This window comes from Streptomyces sp. NBC_00582, assembly GCF_036345155.1.
Classification (GTDB): Bacteria; Actinomycetota; Actinomycetes; order Streptomycetales; family Streptomycetaceae; genus Streptomyces.
The window spans coordinates 10,669,960-10,685,389 of the sequence record NZ_CP107772.1; the positions used below are offsets into that span (position 1 = coordinate 10,669,960).

The 15,430-nt window shown below is 68.4% G+C and carries 16 protein-coding genes and 3 pseudogenes; 10 read left to right on the top strand and 9 right to left on the bottom strand.

What is annotated here, in order from left to right:
- The first annotated feature begins 923 nt into the window (after positions 1–923).
- A complete protein-coding gene (locus tag OG852_RS48510; RefSeq protein WP_330346783.1) occupies positions 924–1,958 on the top strand; it encodes a sugar ABC transporter substrate-binding protein in 1,035 nt (344 codons plus the stop codon).
- A 216-nt stretch (positions 1,959–2,174) separates the two neighbouring features.
- Here OG852_RS48510 and OG852_RS48515 read toward each other — a convergent pair whose 3' ends face one another.
- Positions 2,175–2,963, bottom strand: a complete 789-nt coding sequence (locus tag OG852_RS48515) for a class I SAM-dependent methyltransferase (RefSeq protein ID WP_330346782.1) — start codon at positions 2,961–2,963, stop codon at positions 2,175–2,177.
- Positions 2,964–3,198: 235 nt separating this feature from the next.
- Here OG852_RS48515 and OG852_RS48520 point away from each other — a divergent pair.
- Both OG852_RS48520 and OG852_RS48525 read left to right on the top strand, forming a co-directional pair.
- Positions 3,199–3,586, top strand: a pseudogene (locus tag OG852_RS48520) (IS701 family transposase); the annotation flags it as partial.
- Between the two features lie 335 nt (positions 3,587–3,921).
- Positions 3,922–5,127, top strand: a complete 1,206-nt coding sequence (locus OG852_RS48525; protein ID WP_330351366.1) for an IS256 family transposase — start codon at positions 3,922–3,924, stop codon at positions 5,125–5,127.
- A 213-nt stretch (positions 5,128–5,340) separates the two neighbouring features.
- Here OG852_RS48525 and OG852_RS48530 read toward each other — a convergent pair whose 3' ends face one another.
- On the bottom strand, positions 5,341–5,715 hold the full coding sequence (locus OG852_RS48530; RefSeq protein ID WP_133918292.1) for a winged helix-turn-helix transcriptional regulator: 375 nt from the start codon (positions 5,713–5,715) through the stop codon (positions 5,341–5,343).
- Between the two features lie 90 nt (positions 5,716–5,805).
- On the opposite strand from OG852_RS48530, the gene OG852_RS48535 reads away from it, so the two are divergent.
- Positions 5,806–6,618 (top strand): MBL fold metallo-hydrolase, encoded by an 813-nt coding sequence (locus OG852_RS48535; protein ID WP_133918291.1) that lies wholly within the window; start codon positions 5,806–5,808, stop codon positions 6,616–6,618.
- Between the two features lie 241 nt (positions 6,619–6,859).
- On the top strand, positions 6,860–7,210 hold the full coding sequence (locus tag OG852_RS48540) for a YybH family protein (RefSeq protein ID WP_133918290.1): 351 nt from the start codon (positions 6,860–6,862) through the stop codon (positions 7,208–7,210).
- Between the two features lie 111 nt (positions 7,211–7,321).
- Here OG852_RS48540 and OG852_RS48545 read toward each other — a convergent pair whose 3' ends face one another.
- From OG852_RS48545 to OG852_RS48560, 4 genes and pseudogenes are all read right to left on the bottom strand, one after another.
- Positions 7,322–7,459, bottom strand: a complete 138-nt coding sequence (locus OG852_RS48545; protein WP_166663850.1) for a hypothetical protein — start codon at positions 7,457–7,459, stop codon at positions 7,322–7,324.
- 534 nt (positions 7,460–7,993) lie between these two features.
- Positions 7,994–8,239: pseudogene (locus OG852_RS48550) on the bottom strand (IS481 family transposase); the annotation flags it as partial.
- Positions 8,240–8,289: 50 nt separating this feature from the next.
- The gene (locus OG852_RS48555; protein ID WP_330346781.1) at positions 8,290–9,090 is read right to left on the bottom strand and encodes a class I SAM-dependent methyltransferase; all 801 of its coding nucleotides are present in this window, start codon (positions 9,088–9,090) and stop codon (positions 8,290–8,292) included.
- On the bottom strand, positions 9,087–9,368 hold the full coding sequence (locus tag OG852_RS48560) for a plasmid pRiA4b ORF-3 family protein (RefSeq protein ID WP_330346780.1): 282 nt from the start codon (positions 9,366–9,368) through the stop codon (positions 9,087–9,089). Before OG852_RS48560 ends, OG852_RS48555 begins: the two co-directional genes overlap by 4 nt.
- Positions 9,369–9,442: 74 nt before the next feature.
- On the opposite strand from OG852_RS48560, the pseudogene OG852_RS48565 reads away from it, so the two are divergent.
- Positions 9,443–9,904: pseudogene (locus OG852_RS48565) on the top strand (IS3 family transposase); the annotation flags it as partial.
- A 202-nt stretch (positions 9,905–10,106) separates the two neighbouring features.
- On the opposite strand, the gene OG852_RS48570 reads toward OG852_RS48565, so the two are convergent.
- Positions 10,107–10,229: a hypothetical protein gene (locus OG852_RS48570; protein ID WP_330351637.1), complete on the bottom strand. Its 123-nt coding sequence runs from the start codon at positions 10,227–10,229 to the stop codon at positions 10,107–10,109.
- Between the two features lie 230 nt (positions 10,230–10,459).
- On the opposite strand from OG852_RS48570, the gene OG852_RS48575 reads away from it, so the two are divergent.
- From OG852_RS48575 to OG852_RS48590, 4 genes are all read left to right on the top strand, one after another.
- A complete protein-coding gene (locus OG852_RS48575) occupies positions 10,460–11,047 on the top strand; it encodes an RNA polymerase sigma factor (protein WP_330346779.1) in 588 nt (195 codons plus the stop codon).
- Positions 11,044–11,658 carry a hypothetical protein gene (locus tag OG852_RS48580; protein WP_330346778.1) on the top strand — a complete coding sequence of 205 codons (615 nt, stop codon included), beginning with the start codon at positions 11,044–11,046 and terminating at the stop codon, positions 11,656–11,658. Before OG852_RS48575 ends, OG852_RS48580 begins: the two co-directional genes overlap by 4 nt.
- 236 nt (positions 11,659–11,894) lie before the next feature.
- Positions 11,895–12,329 carry a hypothetical protein gene (locus OG852_RS48585; protein WP_133917897.1) on the top strand — a complete coding sequence of 145 codons (435 nt, stop codon included), beginning with the start codon at positions 11,895–11,897 and terminating at the stop codon, positions 12,327–12,329.
- Positions 12,330–12,675: 346 nt separating this feature from the next.
- Entirely contained in the window at positions 12,676–13,326 is a 651-nt protein-coding gene (locus tag OG852_RS48590) for a hypothetical protein (protein ID WP_133917896.1), read from the top strand.
- Positions 13,327–13,366: 40 nt separating this feature from the next.
- Here the strand turns inward: OG852_RS48590 and OG852_RS48595 are convergent, their stop codons facing one another.
- Both OG852_RS48595 and OG852_RS48600 read right to left on the bottom strand, forming a co-directional pair.
- Positions 13,367–14,713, bottom strand: coding sequence for an ISKra4 family transposase (locus tag OG852_RS48595; RefSeq protein ID WP_330346777.1), 1,347 nt, complete (start codon positions 14,711–14,713; stop codon positions 13,367–13,369).
- Positions 14,714–14,765: 52 nt separating this feature from the next.
- A complete protein-coding gene (locus OG852_RS48600; protein WP_133917894.1) occupies positions 14,766–15,419 on the bottom strand; it encodes a hypothetical protein in 654 nt (217 codons plus the stop codon).
- Positions 15,420–15,430 lie beyond the last annotated feature (11 nt).

Consider the following 15,430-nt stretch of genomic DNA (forward strand, 5'->3'; position numbering starts at 1 on the left):
GCCGCGGCACCGGCGGCGGATGCGGCGGACGCGGACGAGGACCCAGGCGACCCAGGGCGGTGGGACGTCCAACTGTCCTGAGTGCGGGCCGTCCTGGACGGTCGGGATTGAACGTCCTGCCTCGGCAACCCACTGCTCTGCTGCCTCCCGCCTGCCGCAAACGGGCCAGGCACGGCCAGCGCGCGGCGGACGCCGGATCGTGAGCCCGCATATACGGCGGCTGTCACAGTGCCTCACGGTGGGGCCGTGCGCCCCGACGCTTTCCTGGCGCCGGTCGGATGGTGCGAAGCGACGGCGTCACCGGAGGACAGCCCGTGCAGGTAGAGCGGGGGAAGGGGCTCGCTGATCCTCGGCGACTTCCGGCACCAGGGGGCCAGGATCTGCGACGAGAACCGCTTGCGCTCGCCGGCACCCGACTGATGTCCCGGCGGAGGTCGCCGACTACCTCGCCAACAGCTCGACATCGAGGACGCCTCCACGGCCGCCGGGCCCATCCCGGTCAAGGCGCCGCGCGTGAACGACAAGCGTGTCGACGCGCCCGAAAGTCCAGGCTTCGGCGGTGGAGGACCGACGTCGACGCCATGTGAGCGGAATGCTGACGAAGGCGGTCAGGCGCGTCACGCGACGGTCATCTGGCCAGCGGAGGACGTTCCCCGGAGAGGGATGACCTTGCGACTGATTCTGAGCTCACGGAAAAGGAGACATCCGATGATTCACGACGAAGGGAGGGCCGCGATAAGTCCCTAATCGACCGCTTTGCTGAAGGTGTGTTGGGTATGTCGTGGTGTGCCTGAGGGGGCGTCAGGTCACGAATCCGAGAAATCATCGGAGGGATCTTGCCGGTCTTGGTTACTTGGCCCTAACGTCCTCGCCACGTATCGAGACATCCGATGACAGGCCCCCTCCTTGAGAAGAGCGCTTGCATGAAGTCCCACCATCTGCGTGTCGTTGCCGTCGTTGCCGGAGCCGTACTGCTTGCAGGAGCCGCCACGGCGTGCAACCGCGGCAGCGACACCGCCGACAAGCCCACGATCGGCATCGACCTGCCGCGTGCCGACTCCGACTTCTGGAACTCCTATTCCCGGTACATGAGGCGAGAGGCCTCCGCCCTGGACATCGACACCTTGCCGACCAGCAACTCCCGAAACGACGTCACCAAGTTGGCGGCGAATGCCCAGGCCTTCGAGTCCATTGGCGCCGATGCCATCATCATGGCACCGCAGGACACCGGTGCCATCGCCTCCACTCTCGACCAACTGGCGAGCAAGCACATCCCGGTGGTGAGTGTGGACACTCGGCCCGACAGGGGCAAGGTCTACATGGTGGTGCGGGCTGACAACAGGGCCTACGGCACCAAGGCCTGCGAGTTCCTCGGCAAGCAACTCGGCGGCAAGGGCAAGGTTGCCGAACTCCAGGGTGCGCTGGATTCCATCAACGGGCGTGACCGCTCGGAGGCGTTCGCCGCCTGCATGAAGAGGAACTTCCCCGACATCACCGTCTACCCCCTGCCCACCGACTGGGACGGCTCGGTCGCCTTCAACAAACTGCAGACCCTGCTGGCTCAGCACCCGGACATCAAGGGCATCTACATGCAGGCGGGCGGTGTCTTTCTGCAGCCAACCCTGTCCCTGCTCGAGCAGAAGGGCCTGCTCAAGCCTGCGGGCACCGCGGGGCACGTCGTGATTGTCTCGAACGACGGCATCCCGCAGGAGTTTGCCGCGATCCGCAGGGGTGACATCGACGCCACCGTCTCACAACCCGCTGATCTCTACGCCAAGTACGCTCTCTACTACGCCAAAGCGGCGGCGTCGGGCAGGACGTTCAAGGCCGGGCCCACGAAGCACGGTTCCACCATCGTCCAGCTGCCCAACGGGCTGGAGGATCAGCTGCCCGCGCCACTGGTGACCAAGGCGAACGTGGATGACAGCTCCCTGTGGGGCAACAACATCCCCCAATGATCCGCGGCCCGCGCTCCGACTCCCACGAGCGTGCAGCCGATACATCCAACGCTCACGGAACTTGCGCCAGACCCCAGATCAAACCGTTGATGCCACAGGTTGGGAGCCAGCGCGGCGACGACCGCACCCGTAGCAACCGCTTCAGCGCTGAACACTTCGCGAAGAACCCGCTGCAGACGGTCGCGAGCTGGCAGGTCGGCAACGACGAAAGGCGGATCAGCGGGCCGGCTCAGACGTGCCTCGCGCCTGGTCGCGGCCGGCGACCACCAGGTATCCATCGCTCTCGGGGTCGAAGGTGGTGGACTGCACCGTGAGCCCGACACTCCGCAACTGCGTTACGAGGTCCTCGTACCGGTAGGGCCAGATGGACAACCGCTCCGAGCAGGCTCGCACTGCCCCATCCGGCTCGATCTGGGCGACCACGATCTCGAGGAAGTGTTCCTGCTCCCAGCGCTGCTCGATCTGCCAGTAGTAGCTGACGACCGCATCGCGGTCGTTGCGGCGGATGAGTCGATCGCGGACGTCTACCCGTGAGCCGGCGGAGCGCACGAGCTCCCAGTTGCGTGACGTGAGCACGAGGCGTCCGCCCGGATTCAGCAGCCGCGACATCGCTTCCAGGGCGGTCAGGCGCCCGGCTGCGCCCTCAGCGTGCCCGAGCGAGTTGCCGACGCAGAACACCAGGTCGAACGTGGAGTCCTCCAGGTGGTCGGGCAGTTCGTCCCAGCTCGCGCGGAGGGCTCGAAGCGAGACACCCTGCTCGTCGGCGGCTTTCTCGGTCCGGCGAACCATCCCATTGCTGGCGTCTGCGGCGACCACGTCAAGGCCAAGACTCGCGAGACCGACGGCGAGCTGGCCGGTTCCACACGCGCAGTCGAGGACGCGCGCGTTGGGCGGCAGAGAGCCCACGACATCGCTGTAGTAAACCGCGGCTGCCTGGGCGGGGGTCAACCTGTCGTCCCCGATCAGCCACTCGTATACGTCGGAAAGCGCCCCATAACCAGCCACCGCGATACCTCCATCACTCGACGACACGCGGGCTGGACCGCGCCTGCGATTCGGGCCTTGCGCCTCGCACTGTGCCGGGCCGCGTCAGCGAAGCATCGAGCAGGACCCAACCACTTCCGGCCGCTGAGACTCCACCGGATTTCGTGGGAAACCGTGAGGTTCCCCCGAGATGCGGGGAAAGGTGACAGCAGGTCAGATGGGTCTCATGAGAGGAGCCCAGACGATGCCTGCCCCGGGGGCCCACGGCCAGCGGATCTTCGACTGGGCACGCGTCGAAGTGAGGCCCTGGCACCGCGAGGACCGCCGGCACTGGGTCCTCGCCCGCCGCAGTGTCAGCAGGCCCGATCAGATCTCCTACTGCCCCGCCGGCACGACGCTGGACGAGCTGATCCGCATTGCCGGCAGCCGATGGGCCGTGGAGGAATGCTTCCAGACCGCCAAGCAGAATGCGGCCTCGACAACTACCAGGTCCGCCGCTACCCCGGCTGGCACCGCCACATGACCCTGGCCATCGCCGCCCACGCCTGTCTGACGGTCCTGCGGGCACGGCAGCTGGACACGGAAAAGCAGAAACGGATCCTCCCAGCTCATCCACCTCAGCCTCGCCGAAATCCGACGCCTGATCCACCGCCTCACCAACCGCCGCCCCACCCCGGTCGACCACATCCTGCACTGGTCACACTGGCGTCGCCGACGCCAGCACCAGGTGCGCATCAGCCACTACAAACGACGCGGACACAGTCCCTGAATTCCGCTTCGACCTGCACCCTTGTCCCTGGGTTCTCCGGTGACCCGCACGAAGACCGCCGACGAGGGAGTGTAAATCTAACGGCGGATCCGACGATCATGGGAGAGACGTCAAGTGACTGACACCGCCGTGGAGTTGGAGACCGTGGAGCCTGTCGAGAGTGCCCGGTTGGGGCAGCCTGAGCCCGTGTCGGATGAGCAGTTGGTCGCGATGCTGGTGGAGCGGGCCCGGTCGGAGGGACTGCAGTTGACCGGGCAGGGTGGGCTGCTGCAGCAGCTGACCAAGCGGGTCCTGGAATCGGCCCTGGAAGGTGAGATCACCGATCACCTCGGCTATGAGAAGCACGATGCCGGCGGCCGGGGCAGCGGCAACTCCCGCAACGGGAGCCGGGCCAAGACGGTGCTGACCGACGTCGGCCCGGTCGAGGTCAAAGTCCCGCGTGACACCTCGGGCACGTTCGAGCCGCAGATCGTCAAGAAGCGGCAGCGGCGGCTGACGGGAGTGGACGAGATGGTCCTGTCGCTCTCGGCGAAGGGCCTCACCCATGGGGAGATCGCCGCTCACCTGGCCGAGGTCTACGGGGCGGAGGTCTCCAAGCAGACCATCTCCACCATCACCGACAAGGTCATGGACGGCATGGCGGAATGGCAGAGCCGTCCTCTCGACCGCGTTTACCCCGTTTTGTTCGTCGATGCCATCAACGTCAAGATCAGGGACGGGAAGGTCGCGAACCGTCCCATCTACGTGGTGATGGCGGTGACCGTGGACGGCACCCGCGACATCCTCGGCATCTGGGCCGGCGACGGCGGCGAGGGCGCCAAGTACTGGCTGCACGTGTTCACCGAGCTGAAGAACCGCGGCCTGGACGACGTGCTCATGCTGGTCTGCGACGGGCTCAAGGGCCTTCCCGATGCGGTGGAGGCCGTCTGGCCTCGCACGATTGTCCAGACGTGCGTCGTTCACCTGCTGCGCAATTCGTTCCGTTACGCCGCCCGCCAGGACTGGGACAAGGTCGCAGGGGCCCTCAAACCCGTCTACACCGCACCCAGCGAGGACGCCGCGACGGAGCGGTTCCTGGAGTTCCAGGAAGCGTGGGGCCGGAAGTATCCGGCGATCGTGAAGCTGTGGTCGGACGCCTGGGCCGAGTTCGTGCCCTTCCTCTCCTTCGACGTCGAGATCCGCAAGGTCATCTGCAGCACGAACGCGATCGAAAGCGTCAACGCCCGCATCCGCAGGTCCGTCCGTGCCCGCGGCCACTTCCCCAACGAGGCCGCCGCCCTCAAGTGCATCTACATGGCCCTGATGAGCCTGGACCCCACGGGCAAGGGCCGCAAGCGGTGGACCATGCGCTGGAAAGCACCCCTGAATGCGTTCCAGATCGCCTTCGAGGGTCGCCTGACCCCGAGCAACAACTGATCACTCAACAACCAAGATCAGCCGTTAAATTGACACACCCGCCGACGATTCCGCCGTCGGCGGCGACCGGCAACGGCAGAAGCCGTCGTGCGTCTACCGTGAGTGACGGCGGGCCGTGATCGAGTCCTGAGGTTGTGCGCAGTTTCGTGCTGGTCAGGGCGCCTGCTCCTACGGCGGAAGCACGGTGACGTGTGCACACCGAGCCTGCTCTTTTCAGGGCTTCGGGTCGGTGGTGTGGGTGTGTCGGTGGTGGGCGTAGTCGCCGGTGTGCTCTTCGGCCCAGTCCTGCAGGTGTTGCAGTGCGGCGGTGGCGCCGCGGGCGAGGTCGGTCAGGGCGTACTGCACCGTCGGTGGGCGGCCGGTGTGCACGGTACGGGTGATCAGTCCACCGGCTTCGAGGTCGCGCAGGGTCTGCGCGAGCATCTTGTCGCTGACACCGCCGGCCCGCCGGCGCAGCTCGGACCAGCGTTGCGGGCCCGCCACGAGATCCACCAGGACCAGGGCGGCCCACCGGGCGGTGACCAGGTCGAACAGCTGCCTGCCGGGGCAGGCGGGATCACGGACGTTGCCTCGCGTGCTTTCCTGCACGTGCTCACCTCACCTAAAGGTATGTACTTCCCAGCAGAAAGTAACTCGGTCAGAGTGAGGGAGCCAACCGCTGATCGTCAAGGAGTACCTGTGGTAATCGACGATGCCGTGACCCGCGCCGCGAACACCGTGACGGTGCTCGGCGGCCCTACCGCGCTGATCCACCTGGCCGGCTGGACGCTGCTGACCGACCCGACCTTCGACGCCGCCGGCACCGAATACCAGGACGGCCCGGTCCTGGTACGCAAGACCGCCGACCCGGCGCTGAAGCCCGCACAACTGCCCGCTCTCGACGCCGCCCTGGTCAGCCACACCGGGCATCAGGACAACCTCGACGCCACCGGGCGTACGGTGGCCTCCGGTGCCTCGGAGGTGTTCACCACCGTCGCCGGCGCCGCCGATCTAGGGGGCGCAGCCGTCGGCCTGGAGCCCTGGCAGACCCGGACCCTGTCGACGCCGGGCCGCACGCCGCTGAACATCACCGCGGTCCCCGCCCGTCACGGGCCGGTGGGCACCGAGGCCATCACCGGTCCGGTCACCGGCTTCCTCCTGCACACCGACGACGGCTCGGCACCGAGCGTGTACGTCTCCGGTGACACCGTCGACCTGGACGCGATGAGCGCCCTGGCCGACCGGTACCGCATCGACGTGGCGCTGCTGCACCTGGGCGCGGCCGGCTTCGAGGAGCTCGGTGACATACGACTGTCGCTGACCGCGGTCCAGGCCGTCGAGGCCCGCCGCCTGCTCGGCGATCCCCTCGTGGTGGCTGTGCACGCCGAGGGCTGGGCGCACTACACCGAAGACCGCAGCCACGTCCAGCAGACCTTCGACGCCGCCGGCGTCCCGCTGCACTGGCCCACCCCCGGCGAGCCCGTCACCCTGCCGGACCCGCACACCCGCTGACACCTCACCCAGTGCCGGTGGCGCACCGGCCCGCTCCTTCCACGCCGCCGCAGACGCAGGAGCGGCTGCGGTCACCGCACTGCATGAGGGCCTCGCCATCGTGCCGGACGAGATCATCAGCGCGCATGACAGCGCCCAGCAGCTTCTGGGGCTGACGCCGCCCGTCACCGGTCAATGGCTCACGCAGATCGGCCTGTAGCGGACCCGCCCGTCCGCAACGAAGAAACGAAATGGAAAGAACATGACACCGGAAGCCGTGCACGAGCGCTTCGCCCAGTACCTCAAAGACCAGGACCTCGACGGACTGGGTTCCCTGTTCGCCGAAGACGCCATGTTCGTACCGGGACCGGGACAGCAGCCGGTCTACGGCAGGGAAAGCATCAAGGAAGCGCTCAAGGTCTACCTCGCCTTGCCCAGCACCATGGAGGTGGTGGCCACGTCGGTCCATCAGAACGGCGACCTGGCGATGGTCCAGCCGTCCTGGCGGATCACGAGCGAGGGCGGCATCGTGGAAGGAAAGGCGGTCGAGGTGATGAGGAGGACGAGCGAGGGGGACTGGGTCTACATCATCGACAACCCCTACGGCGTCTGATTCTCGTCATCCCGGCATCACCGTCGGGCGACGGAACCTCGTCACGGCAGCGGCGGCCGTATCCACGTTCTCGATGCGGCCGCCGCTTGCTTTCCGGCGTCGGTGACTCGGTCATGATCCGGTGTGGTCCGGGCGCGGTTGGCCGGTGAGGGTGAGCAGGTCTTCGACGTGGCGTTGTGCGGTGAAGGCTCCACTGCGGGCGGCGAACAGGTCGGTGCCAGCGAAGTCCACGCGGGCACCGGCTGTCACGGCACCGAGGAAAGCGGTGCCGGCGAACCGCCGGTACAGCAGTGCCTCGTCGGTGCCGACCGGGGTCCGGAGTCAGGCCGGTAAGCGCGGTGCGGACGCGGTCCGCCGTCGCCGCCGCGAACCTCGACGCAGTGGGCCGTTGGCACTGGACAACGGACAACAACAAACCCTGTCCATAACTTGGTTTCGTACGCCCACGACGGGCCTGTCGGCAGCTGTGTCACGGGCCGCGCGAGGGCGACGTCCACGGGCCACTCCACACCATCAGCCTGCGCCTTCGGGACACCGGCCGCCTGCTGGCGTACTCCCGCACGGCCGACAGGCGGCCCGGGCGGCACAGCTTCTGCGTACAGCCGTCCCGCCGCACGGCGCGAGCCCGGCCGCGCTATGCGACCGGGCTCTGAAGTGGTCTTGGGTGTTCTCGACTTTCTGCTGAGCGAACCGCCCGGCTGTCATCACCCACATGGGTGGTGCCTGCTCACACCGCGGCGGCCTCCATCTCCTGCTGCCTGGCGAAGCTCTTGCGGTAGGGCCAGCGTTGTCGGTCAGGACCCGCTCGACGCGGTCGATGCCCGTGGTCTGGAAGAAGGCCGCGGCCCGGCGCAGGAAGTCTGCGCAGGTGGCGGCCTTCTCGTCGCCGTGGATCTCGCTGTGGGCGAGGCGGGAGTGGTCGTCGACGGCGGAGTGGACGTAGTCGAAGCTCGTCCCGCTGCGGGTGGCCCGGCCTGCTTGGCGGCCCAGCACCTTGTGGCCGCCGCCGTCGGGAATCCGGCCCACCTGACCCAGCCGCCCGCCGGCCTCACTGCTGACCTGGCCCGGCCGGTGGAGGGTCAGTGACCGGCGCCAGCCTTGACCGCTTTCGTGGCGAAGTAGCCGGAGAGCCAGCCGGCGGTGGCCTCCGAGTGGTGCGGCGCCTCGGCGAAGCCGGTGATGGCGAAGCCCGCCGCGATCTGCCCGCCGAGCTGCTCGGTGAGCGTGTGGCTGTACTCCACCGGCGCGTCGAGGCCCCACAGCCGTTCCCGCTCGGCGGGCTCCAGGTGGGTGAGGTCGCTGTAGGGCAGGCGGTGGCGCACCACCAGCTCGCCGCGCGCCTCCAAGGACTCGGCGTCGAAGAGGTAGACGTCCGGGTTGAGGAAGCCGGACAGCAGCGTCCCGCCGGGGCGCAGCACGCGGTGGCACTCGCGCCAGACCGGCGCCAGCTCCGGGATGAACACGTTGGAGACCGGGTGGACGACAAGGTCGAACGAGGCGTCCGGGAACGGGCTCAGGTCGCGCGCGTCGCCGAGCACGGTGCGTAGGTCGAGCCCCTCCCGCGCCGCGACCATCTCGTCCTGCGCAAGCTGGCGGGGCGAGTTATCGAAGACGGTGACCCGCGCGCCCGCCGCGGCCAGCACCGGACCCTGCTGCCCGCCGCCGGAGGCGAGGCAGAGCACGTCGCGACCGGCGATCTCCGGCGGGAACCAGGTCGGGTCGACCGGCTCGTACCCGATCAGGACGATGGACCACTGGCCGGCCCGTGCCTTCGCGATCACCTCGGGGCCGACCGGGCGTGACCACTCGTTGCCCTCCTCCACCTCGCGGTCCCAGGCGAGGCGGTTGTGCGCGACGGGGTCGAGGGGAGTCTGGCTCATACGCCGTACCCTAGTTGCGTGTCGTCGGCGGTGGGAGCGACCGTATCCATCGGGGCCTTCCGCTCGTCGCGGTGACCGGGTTCGCTGTCGCGTAGCCCGTAGTCGCCAGCCCGGGTGGTGAAGAGGTGCATGTGGTAGTTCTCCCAGCCCATCGCGGTCTGGATCGCCAGGTGCAGACGGGCGAGTTCGAGGTCGGCCGGGACCTGCAGCCGTCGCCAGGTCGGCGGGTGGATGTCGGCCAGGGTGACCTTGGTCTGCAGGACGGAGCCAGCGGACATGGCACTCTTCCTTCGCGGCGGCGGGCTCGTCCCCGGTCTGGCGGGGTCGACCGGGCGTGAACCGTTCCAGCTAGTACAAGTGGCGGGACGGGGCCGACGCGCGGCCCGCTCGGCAGGCCGCCGACCGGGCCCTGGCCGAACGGATCCGTGCCGTCCACGCCGACTCCGACGGCGCCTACGGCTCTCCGCGGATCACCGCAGAGCTCCGCGCCGACGGCCGGAAGATCAACGAGAAACGGGTGGCCCGCGTGATGCGCAAGTTCTCCATCCAGGGCATACGCCTGCGCAAACGGGTCCGCACCACGATCCCCGAGCCGTCGGCGATTTCGGTCCCGGACCTGTTCCGGCGGGACTTCACCGCCCCGGCGCCCGGGATCAAGTACATGGGCGACATCACGTATCTCCCCACAGAGGAGGGCGACTTCCTCTATCTCGCGCACCGAACTCGTCTCAGACCACCGCGGATGGCAGCCGCCACCCGCGGTGGTCTGAGCGGCGCGGTGTTCCACTCCCATCACGGCGCCCAGTACACATCGCGTGAATTCGCCGACTGCTCGCCTCAAGCTCGGCCACCCGGGCCTCCAGCTGCCGGATCCGCTCGTCAGAGTCGGCCGACGGTGCCGGCTGTCCTGCCCGGGCCGGAGCAGCACCACCTGACCGGGCGGCCGCGGGGTGACGCCGCGACGATCCCGGTCCCGCAGCACCCACTCACGCAGCGTCGCCCTGTTGATGCCCAGGTCAGCGGCGATGCTCTTGCAGGGCCACGGCATCGGCCTTGAACTCGTCCGAGTAGTCCTTCATCGCCGTCGGCGGTGTTCTCGCTTTCTCCGGATCAAGCAGATCCAGTATCAGCGTGTCCACCGCGCAGGGGGAGGCCCCAGGGTCCGGCGAGCACCCTGTGCCCTTCCCCTCGGCGCGGGTGGTGATCGCGCGCAGGTGATTCGCGCGGGGTGTGTAGGCACGGCAGGCTCGTGCTCCGTGTCACGCGGCCGAGACGGCCCGAGCTCGAATCCGTCAGTGGCTGTAAGAGATCCGGCCCGACCGTACATCTCCCGGTTGACGGCCGTTGATGGACGGAACATGGAGGTGCTGTGAGACGACGACGAACAACCGCCGGGGACTACGGTGACCCGGCCGGACACCGGGCCCTGGAGGCCCTTTACACAGCTCATGCCGATCGGGTCCTGGCGTATCTGATGCACCGTACGGACCGGGAGACAGCACAGGACATCCTGTCGGAGACCTTCGTGCTGGCCTGGCGCAAGTCCGGGGCCGTGCCCGACGATGCCCTGCCATGGCTGCTCGGCTCGGCCCGGCGGCTGCTCGCCAACCGCGTGCGGTCCGACCAGCGGCACCGCGCACTGACCGAGCGCCTGGCGGTGATGGCCGACCGGACGGGGGCCGCGGAGATCGGGGACGCGATCGGGACGCGTGCCGAGGTGGCCGCCGCGCTGTCGGCGCTTTCCGGACAGGACCGGGAGGTACTCGTGCTGAGTGCCTGGTACGGCCTGACGGCCAAGCAGGCGGCCGTCGTCGCGGGCTGCACGGCCACGGCCTTCGCCGTGCGCCTGCACCGGGCGCGCAAAAGGTTCAGGGCAGCGCTGCCCCGCGCAGGACACGCACAGCCCGTCCATGACGCTGTTGCCCAGCCACACCTCACCCAACGGGAGTCAGCATGAAGCAGACCGTCACCAAGCACAGCCAGGCACCCGACCTCGCCGCCGTCCGCGCCCTGCGCCCCACCGGCGACGGCGCTGCAGGCTGGGCAGTGTCCGAAGACGGCCAGAGGGTCCTACGGGAGATCCTGCGCCGCACCGGGCAGCCGCCGGCCGTGGCCGGTTCTGGGCGACGTCGGCATCTGTTCATGGTGGGTACGGTCACAGCCGTCCTCCTCGGGGGCGCCACCACGGCTGCCGTAGCCACATTCGGGCCATGGGGCGAGGGCGGGCGCAATGTCATGTGCGCTCGCACGCTGTCGCCCGAGGCGGACCTGAGTCAGCTGCCACTCAAAGCCATGAAGGATTTCGATCCGCAGGACGCAGCGCGTTCCTGCGCGGCGGCCTGGAACCGGATGTGGAACCAGCCCGCACAGGGCACAGTGCCGCAGACTCCCAAGCCGACCCGGTTCGCGGCCTGCTACTTCCCCAACGCGCAGCCCGGCAGCGGCAAGTCCTCGACCACCGACGGCCAGGGGAAACTCGGCGGGCCCGTGATCTACCCGGCCGACGGCTACCCCACCAAGAGGGCGGCCTGCGCAGCCATCGGTTCCAGGCCCGTGGCAGGCGGTTGAGGCCGGCACCACCGGTTCTGACCGCGGTCGCGTGATGGCTACGTCAGATGCCCATCGCCCACTACGACATAGCCGGCACACCACGCAGACGCGGTCACCACCCCACAGTTGGCCGGTGGTGACAGGCAACCACGCAGTGCCAAGAACAGGCACATCAGTCCTGATCGCGACACGTAGCATGACCCCGCCGAGCTGCGAAAGAGGGGGCCTGTCCTGTGGCTGGTGGGGGTACAGCGATGATCATCCCGTTCCTGGCGTTCGTTCTAGCCATCCCGCTGGCGATGCTGTCCTACGCGGTCGGCAAGAGGACGTCCCGGAAGATGGGCTGGCTGTTCGCCTCGGTCTTGGTCGGCCTGCCCGCTGTGCTGCTGATCGCCCCGCTCATCAGTCGAGGCGGCGCCTCCGAACCGTCGCGTGCCATCATCTACGGGAACCCATACGAGCCCGGCTCGATTGCCGACACCCAATACAAGCGCGGCTACGACTTCGCCGCCGCCCTTGCCAAGCAGGGAGACGACCCGGGATCCGGTATGGCGGACGATGTCTCTCGCTGGTGCACAGACCGGCTGACGCCCTCAGCAGGGTTCAAGGGCAAGGTCACCGAGGCGGTGATGCAGGGCTGCATCGAGGGATCCAATCAGCGCTCCGTATCTCCGTCGAATGCGCCGTAAGACCAACTGGGGGGTTGTGACCGCGTCTCCGTGGTGTGCCAGCCGGATGTCGTAGTGGGCGATGGGCATCTGACGTAGCCATCACGCAACCGCGGTCAGGACCAACCAAGAGGCGCTCAGTCACAACAGCGGCGACCTTTGACCCTCAGTGACGGAAACAGCGATGGGCTCGCCAACTATCGCCGACCAATCTCGCCAACTACGTGGGGTGCAGTTCCTTTCGAGTGACGGCCGCGATCAAGTGGTGAGGTGGTAGTTCCGCTGGTGAGTGCGTCAGGCGGCATGCCGGAAAATCATCCGGCGGGGAACCGCGCCACGTACGGATACTGGGCCGGTGAGTAACGTCATGGCTGAGTACGAAGCGGTTACTGAGCAGTTGATGCGAAGGGTCTACCTCGGCCTGCGTGAGGACAATCTCGACCCTCAGGACGTCGTCGCCCTCGCCTGCGATCTGCTCGACTGGTTCCATTGCACCGACGCCGTCCTGGAGGTTGTCGAGCGGAATCCGGCCGAGGTGCCGCGGGCGGAGATGACCTCCCTGGCCCGGCGCGTCCTGGACGACGTGGGCTTCGATCCCGGCTTCGACCTTGCCCCCGAGCGTTTGGAGACGTTGCGTGCCGCGCTGCGAATCGTGGCCCGCGATCTGCTCACGCGTGGGATCGAGGGCGAACCGGAGATCGAGATCCTGGAGGACTGGTTCCCGGTGGGAGCCGGCGTCCGCCTTGCCGACGGCGAACGGCTCAACTGGGGCGGCCCCGTCCTGCCGAGCATGTGCGACGACCCGGCCACGGCACTGACCAGCCTGACGATCATGATCCAGGAGAGCCTGCTCGAATGGACCTGGCAGGTCTGGCCGGTGTGCCCCCGGCATCACCTCGGCGTCCACGGCTCGGAGCGGGACGGTGCGGCCGTGTGGTGGTGCGCGGGCGATGGCGGACACATACTGGCGCCGGTCGGTGAACTCGCGCGCGCTCTCGGCCGCCGTCGCCCCGGATAGGACCGGCGGTGGGTGCAGTTCGTTTCGGACGACCGCCGGGTCAGGCGGTGGGCACGTAGTTCCGCTGGTCGGGTGCGGGGTAGAGGCGTTCGTGTTCGCGGGCGGCGTGGTAGCGCCAGTAGAGGTCGAGGTCTCCGTTGGACAGGACGGCACGCAATCGCCGTACGGCTTCCGCTCCGTGGAGGCCCCAGCGGGCGCCGGTGATGTCGGGGCGGTCGGCGATCAGGCGGCGGCAGGCGCCCTCGACCGCGCCGGTGGCGATCGGCCAGCCGGCTGCGAGGGCAGCGTCGTAGTGGAGTTGGTCGAGGTGGCCGGTCAGGTAACGGTCGCAGGCGTCGACAGCCTCGCGCCGGGCCGGCGGCAAGTGTTCCCGCTCAGCCTGGCTGGTCATTTCGGCGGCGGTATGGGCAGCCTGACCTGGGAGGATCGCGGTAAGACGGTCGGCGGCCCATGCTTCGGCTTCGGTGGTGCCGGGTTTGTGGAAGGCGTGGGCGGCGGCCCAGACGTACTCGGCGACGTGCACGAAGTCCAGCAGGACGTGGACCGTGACGCCGCGGCGGCCGGTCTCGGCACTGATCAGGTCGAGCTGGTGGCGGGCGCCGTCGACCAGCACGACCCACGGCCGAAGATGCTTCGGGTCACGGGCCTCGGCCTGGCCGAAGGCGTCGGAGATCACCTGCTCGGGCGAGCGGACCAGCGAGGCGGTGCACCACTTGTTCTCGGCCCGCGGTCCCGGACGGGCGGGGCGTTCGCCGCTTCGGCCGCCGGGCGGGTGGATGACGTCGTGCGGACGTCTGGGGGCGGGACGTGTGTCGAAGACGCGGGCCACCGTCGCCATCCGCTTCCGGTTCGGCTTTTCGCCCGGCGCAAGCCGGCCGCGATGACCGGCCGCCGCTTTAGCGGCGGCCTGGCGGGTGGCCTCCCGCAGGGCCTCCGGGCGCATGACCACGCCCTTGCCGTCCACCTGGATCACCAGCGGCATCGTGCGGCTGCACGGGATGGGGATCCGGGTCCGGTAGAAGCCGTCGACATCGACCGCGGCGGCGACCACGAGCTCTTCCAGCCGACGTTTGCCGAGCACGTTCCCGCAGCGGCGCTCGACTGCGTCGTGGGCCTGGTCGAACGAGCCGCGGACGGCTTCGGTCACCGCGAGTCGCCGTGATGCCGGAGGAGATCGACGATGGTGTCTCTCGCGATCGTGACAGGCCGCTGAGCTGGGCGACGATGCCGTCGGTCTGTCATTTGGCGAAGTAGCCGTGAACCGTCTGGTGGGGCGGGAAGTCGTGCGGAAGGTAATGCCTCGCCGTGACCGACCTGAGGGCCCGCCGCCTCGCCGGTGCGTCGACCATCTCCTGGCGCGACCCGACACCACATGACGAGTCCGCATTCCGGGAGGAAAAGGAGGAAACAGCGGGAGGCGGCGACCTGTCAGAACTGCGCTAGCACTTCCAGGTGGCCCAGTACCACTTGCCCTTCATCTGGCCGTCCGACAGCCTCACCGGCGTGGTGGTCTGGACGCCCGTGGAACCCTGGCCCGGGTAGTACCAGTAGTAGTGGCCGTGGTTGCGCTTGCCGTAGTGGGCCTCGATCCAGCCCTGGGAGTGCCGCCAGTACGGCGCGAACCACCAGCCGCCGGCCTCACCACGACCGACATGGCTCGTGAGCGACTGGCTGGCGCTGAGAGTGCTCCCCACCTGCCAGGTCTCGGTCTGCGTCGAGCTGGCGGACATGCCCGCCTCGATCGTGTCCTCGAGGCCGGCGGAGACCTGCACCGACGTCGACTGCTCGAAGGAGTACGACGTGCTGCGGTCGGTCCGCCACGTGAGGGTCTGGTCGACGGTCTGGCTGCCCGAGCAGTTGTAGATCGGGTTTCCCACCTCCCGGCGCTTGCCCAGCGCGGTCCACGCGTTGACCTCGTGGTACCAGCACTTGGCCTTGCCGTGGTTGCAGTCCCAGACCACGTCCGGCCTGTCGTCCCCCCAACCGGGGCTGGTGTTGGCACTGGCCGATCCGGCAGAGAAGGGGATCAGGAGGACGGCGAGGGCGGAGGTGAGGACAGCCAGTTTTCTGCGGCCGGTCTTCTTCAGGCGCATGGGGGGCTTTC

Bases quoted from the DNA above. Each gene is read 5' to 3' on its own strand.
- OG852_RS48585 (WP_133917897.1), top strand. From the start codon at position 11,895: ATGATCATCCCGTTCCTGGCGTTCGTTCTAGCCATCCCGCTGGCGATG.
- OG852_RS48580 (WP_330346778.1), top strand. From the start codon at position 11,044: ATGAAGCAGACCGTCACCAAGCACAGCCAGGCACCCGACCTCGCCGCC.
- OG852_RS48595 (WP_330346777.1), bottom strand. From the start codon at position 14,713: ATGCGGACTCGTCATGTGGTGTCGGGTCGCGCCAGGAGATGGTCGACG.
- OG852_RS48510 (WP_330346783.1), top strand. From the start codon at position 924: ATGAAGTCCCACCATCTGCGTGTCGTTGCCGTCGTTGCCGGAGCCGTA.
- OG852_RS48525 (WP_330351366.1), top strand. From the start codon at position 3,922: ATGCTGGTGGAGCGGGCCCGGTCGGAGGGACTGCAGTTGACCGGGCAG.
- OG852_RS48540 (WP_133918290.1), top strand. From the start codon at position 6,860: ATGACACCGGAAGCCGTGCACGAGCGCTTCGCCCAGTACCTCAAAGAC.
- OG852_RS48560 (WP_330346780.1), bottom strand. From the start codon at position 9,368: ATGTCCGCTGGCTCCGTCCTGCAGACCAAGGTCACCCTGGCCGACATC.
- OG852_RS48555 (WP_330346781.1), bottom strand. From the start codon at position 9,090: ATGAGCCAGACTCCCCTCGACCCCGTCGCGCACAACCGCCTCGCCTGG.
- OG852_RS48590 (WP_133917896.1), top strand. From the start codon at position 12,676: ATGGCTGAGTACGAAGCGGTTACTGAGCAGTTGATGCGAAGGGTCTAC.
- OG852_RS48600 (WP_133917894.1), bottom strand. From the start codon at position 15,419: ATGCGCCTGAAGAAGACCGGCCGCAGAAAACTGGCTGTCCTCACCTCC.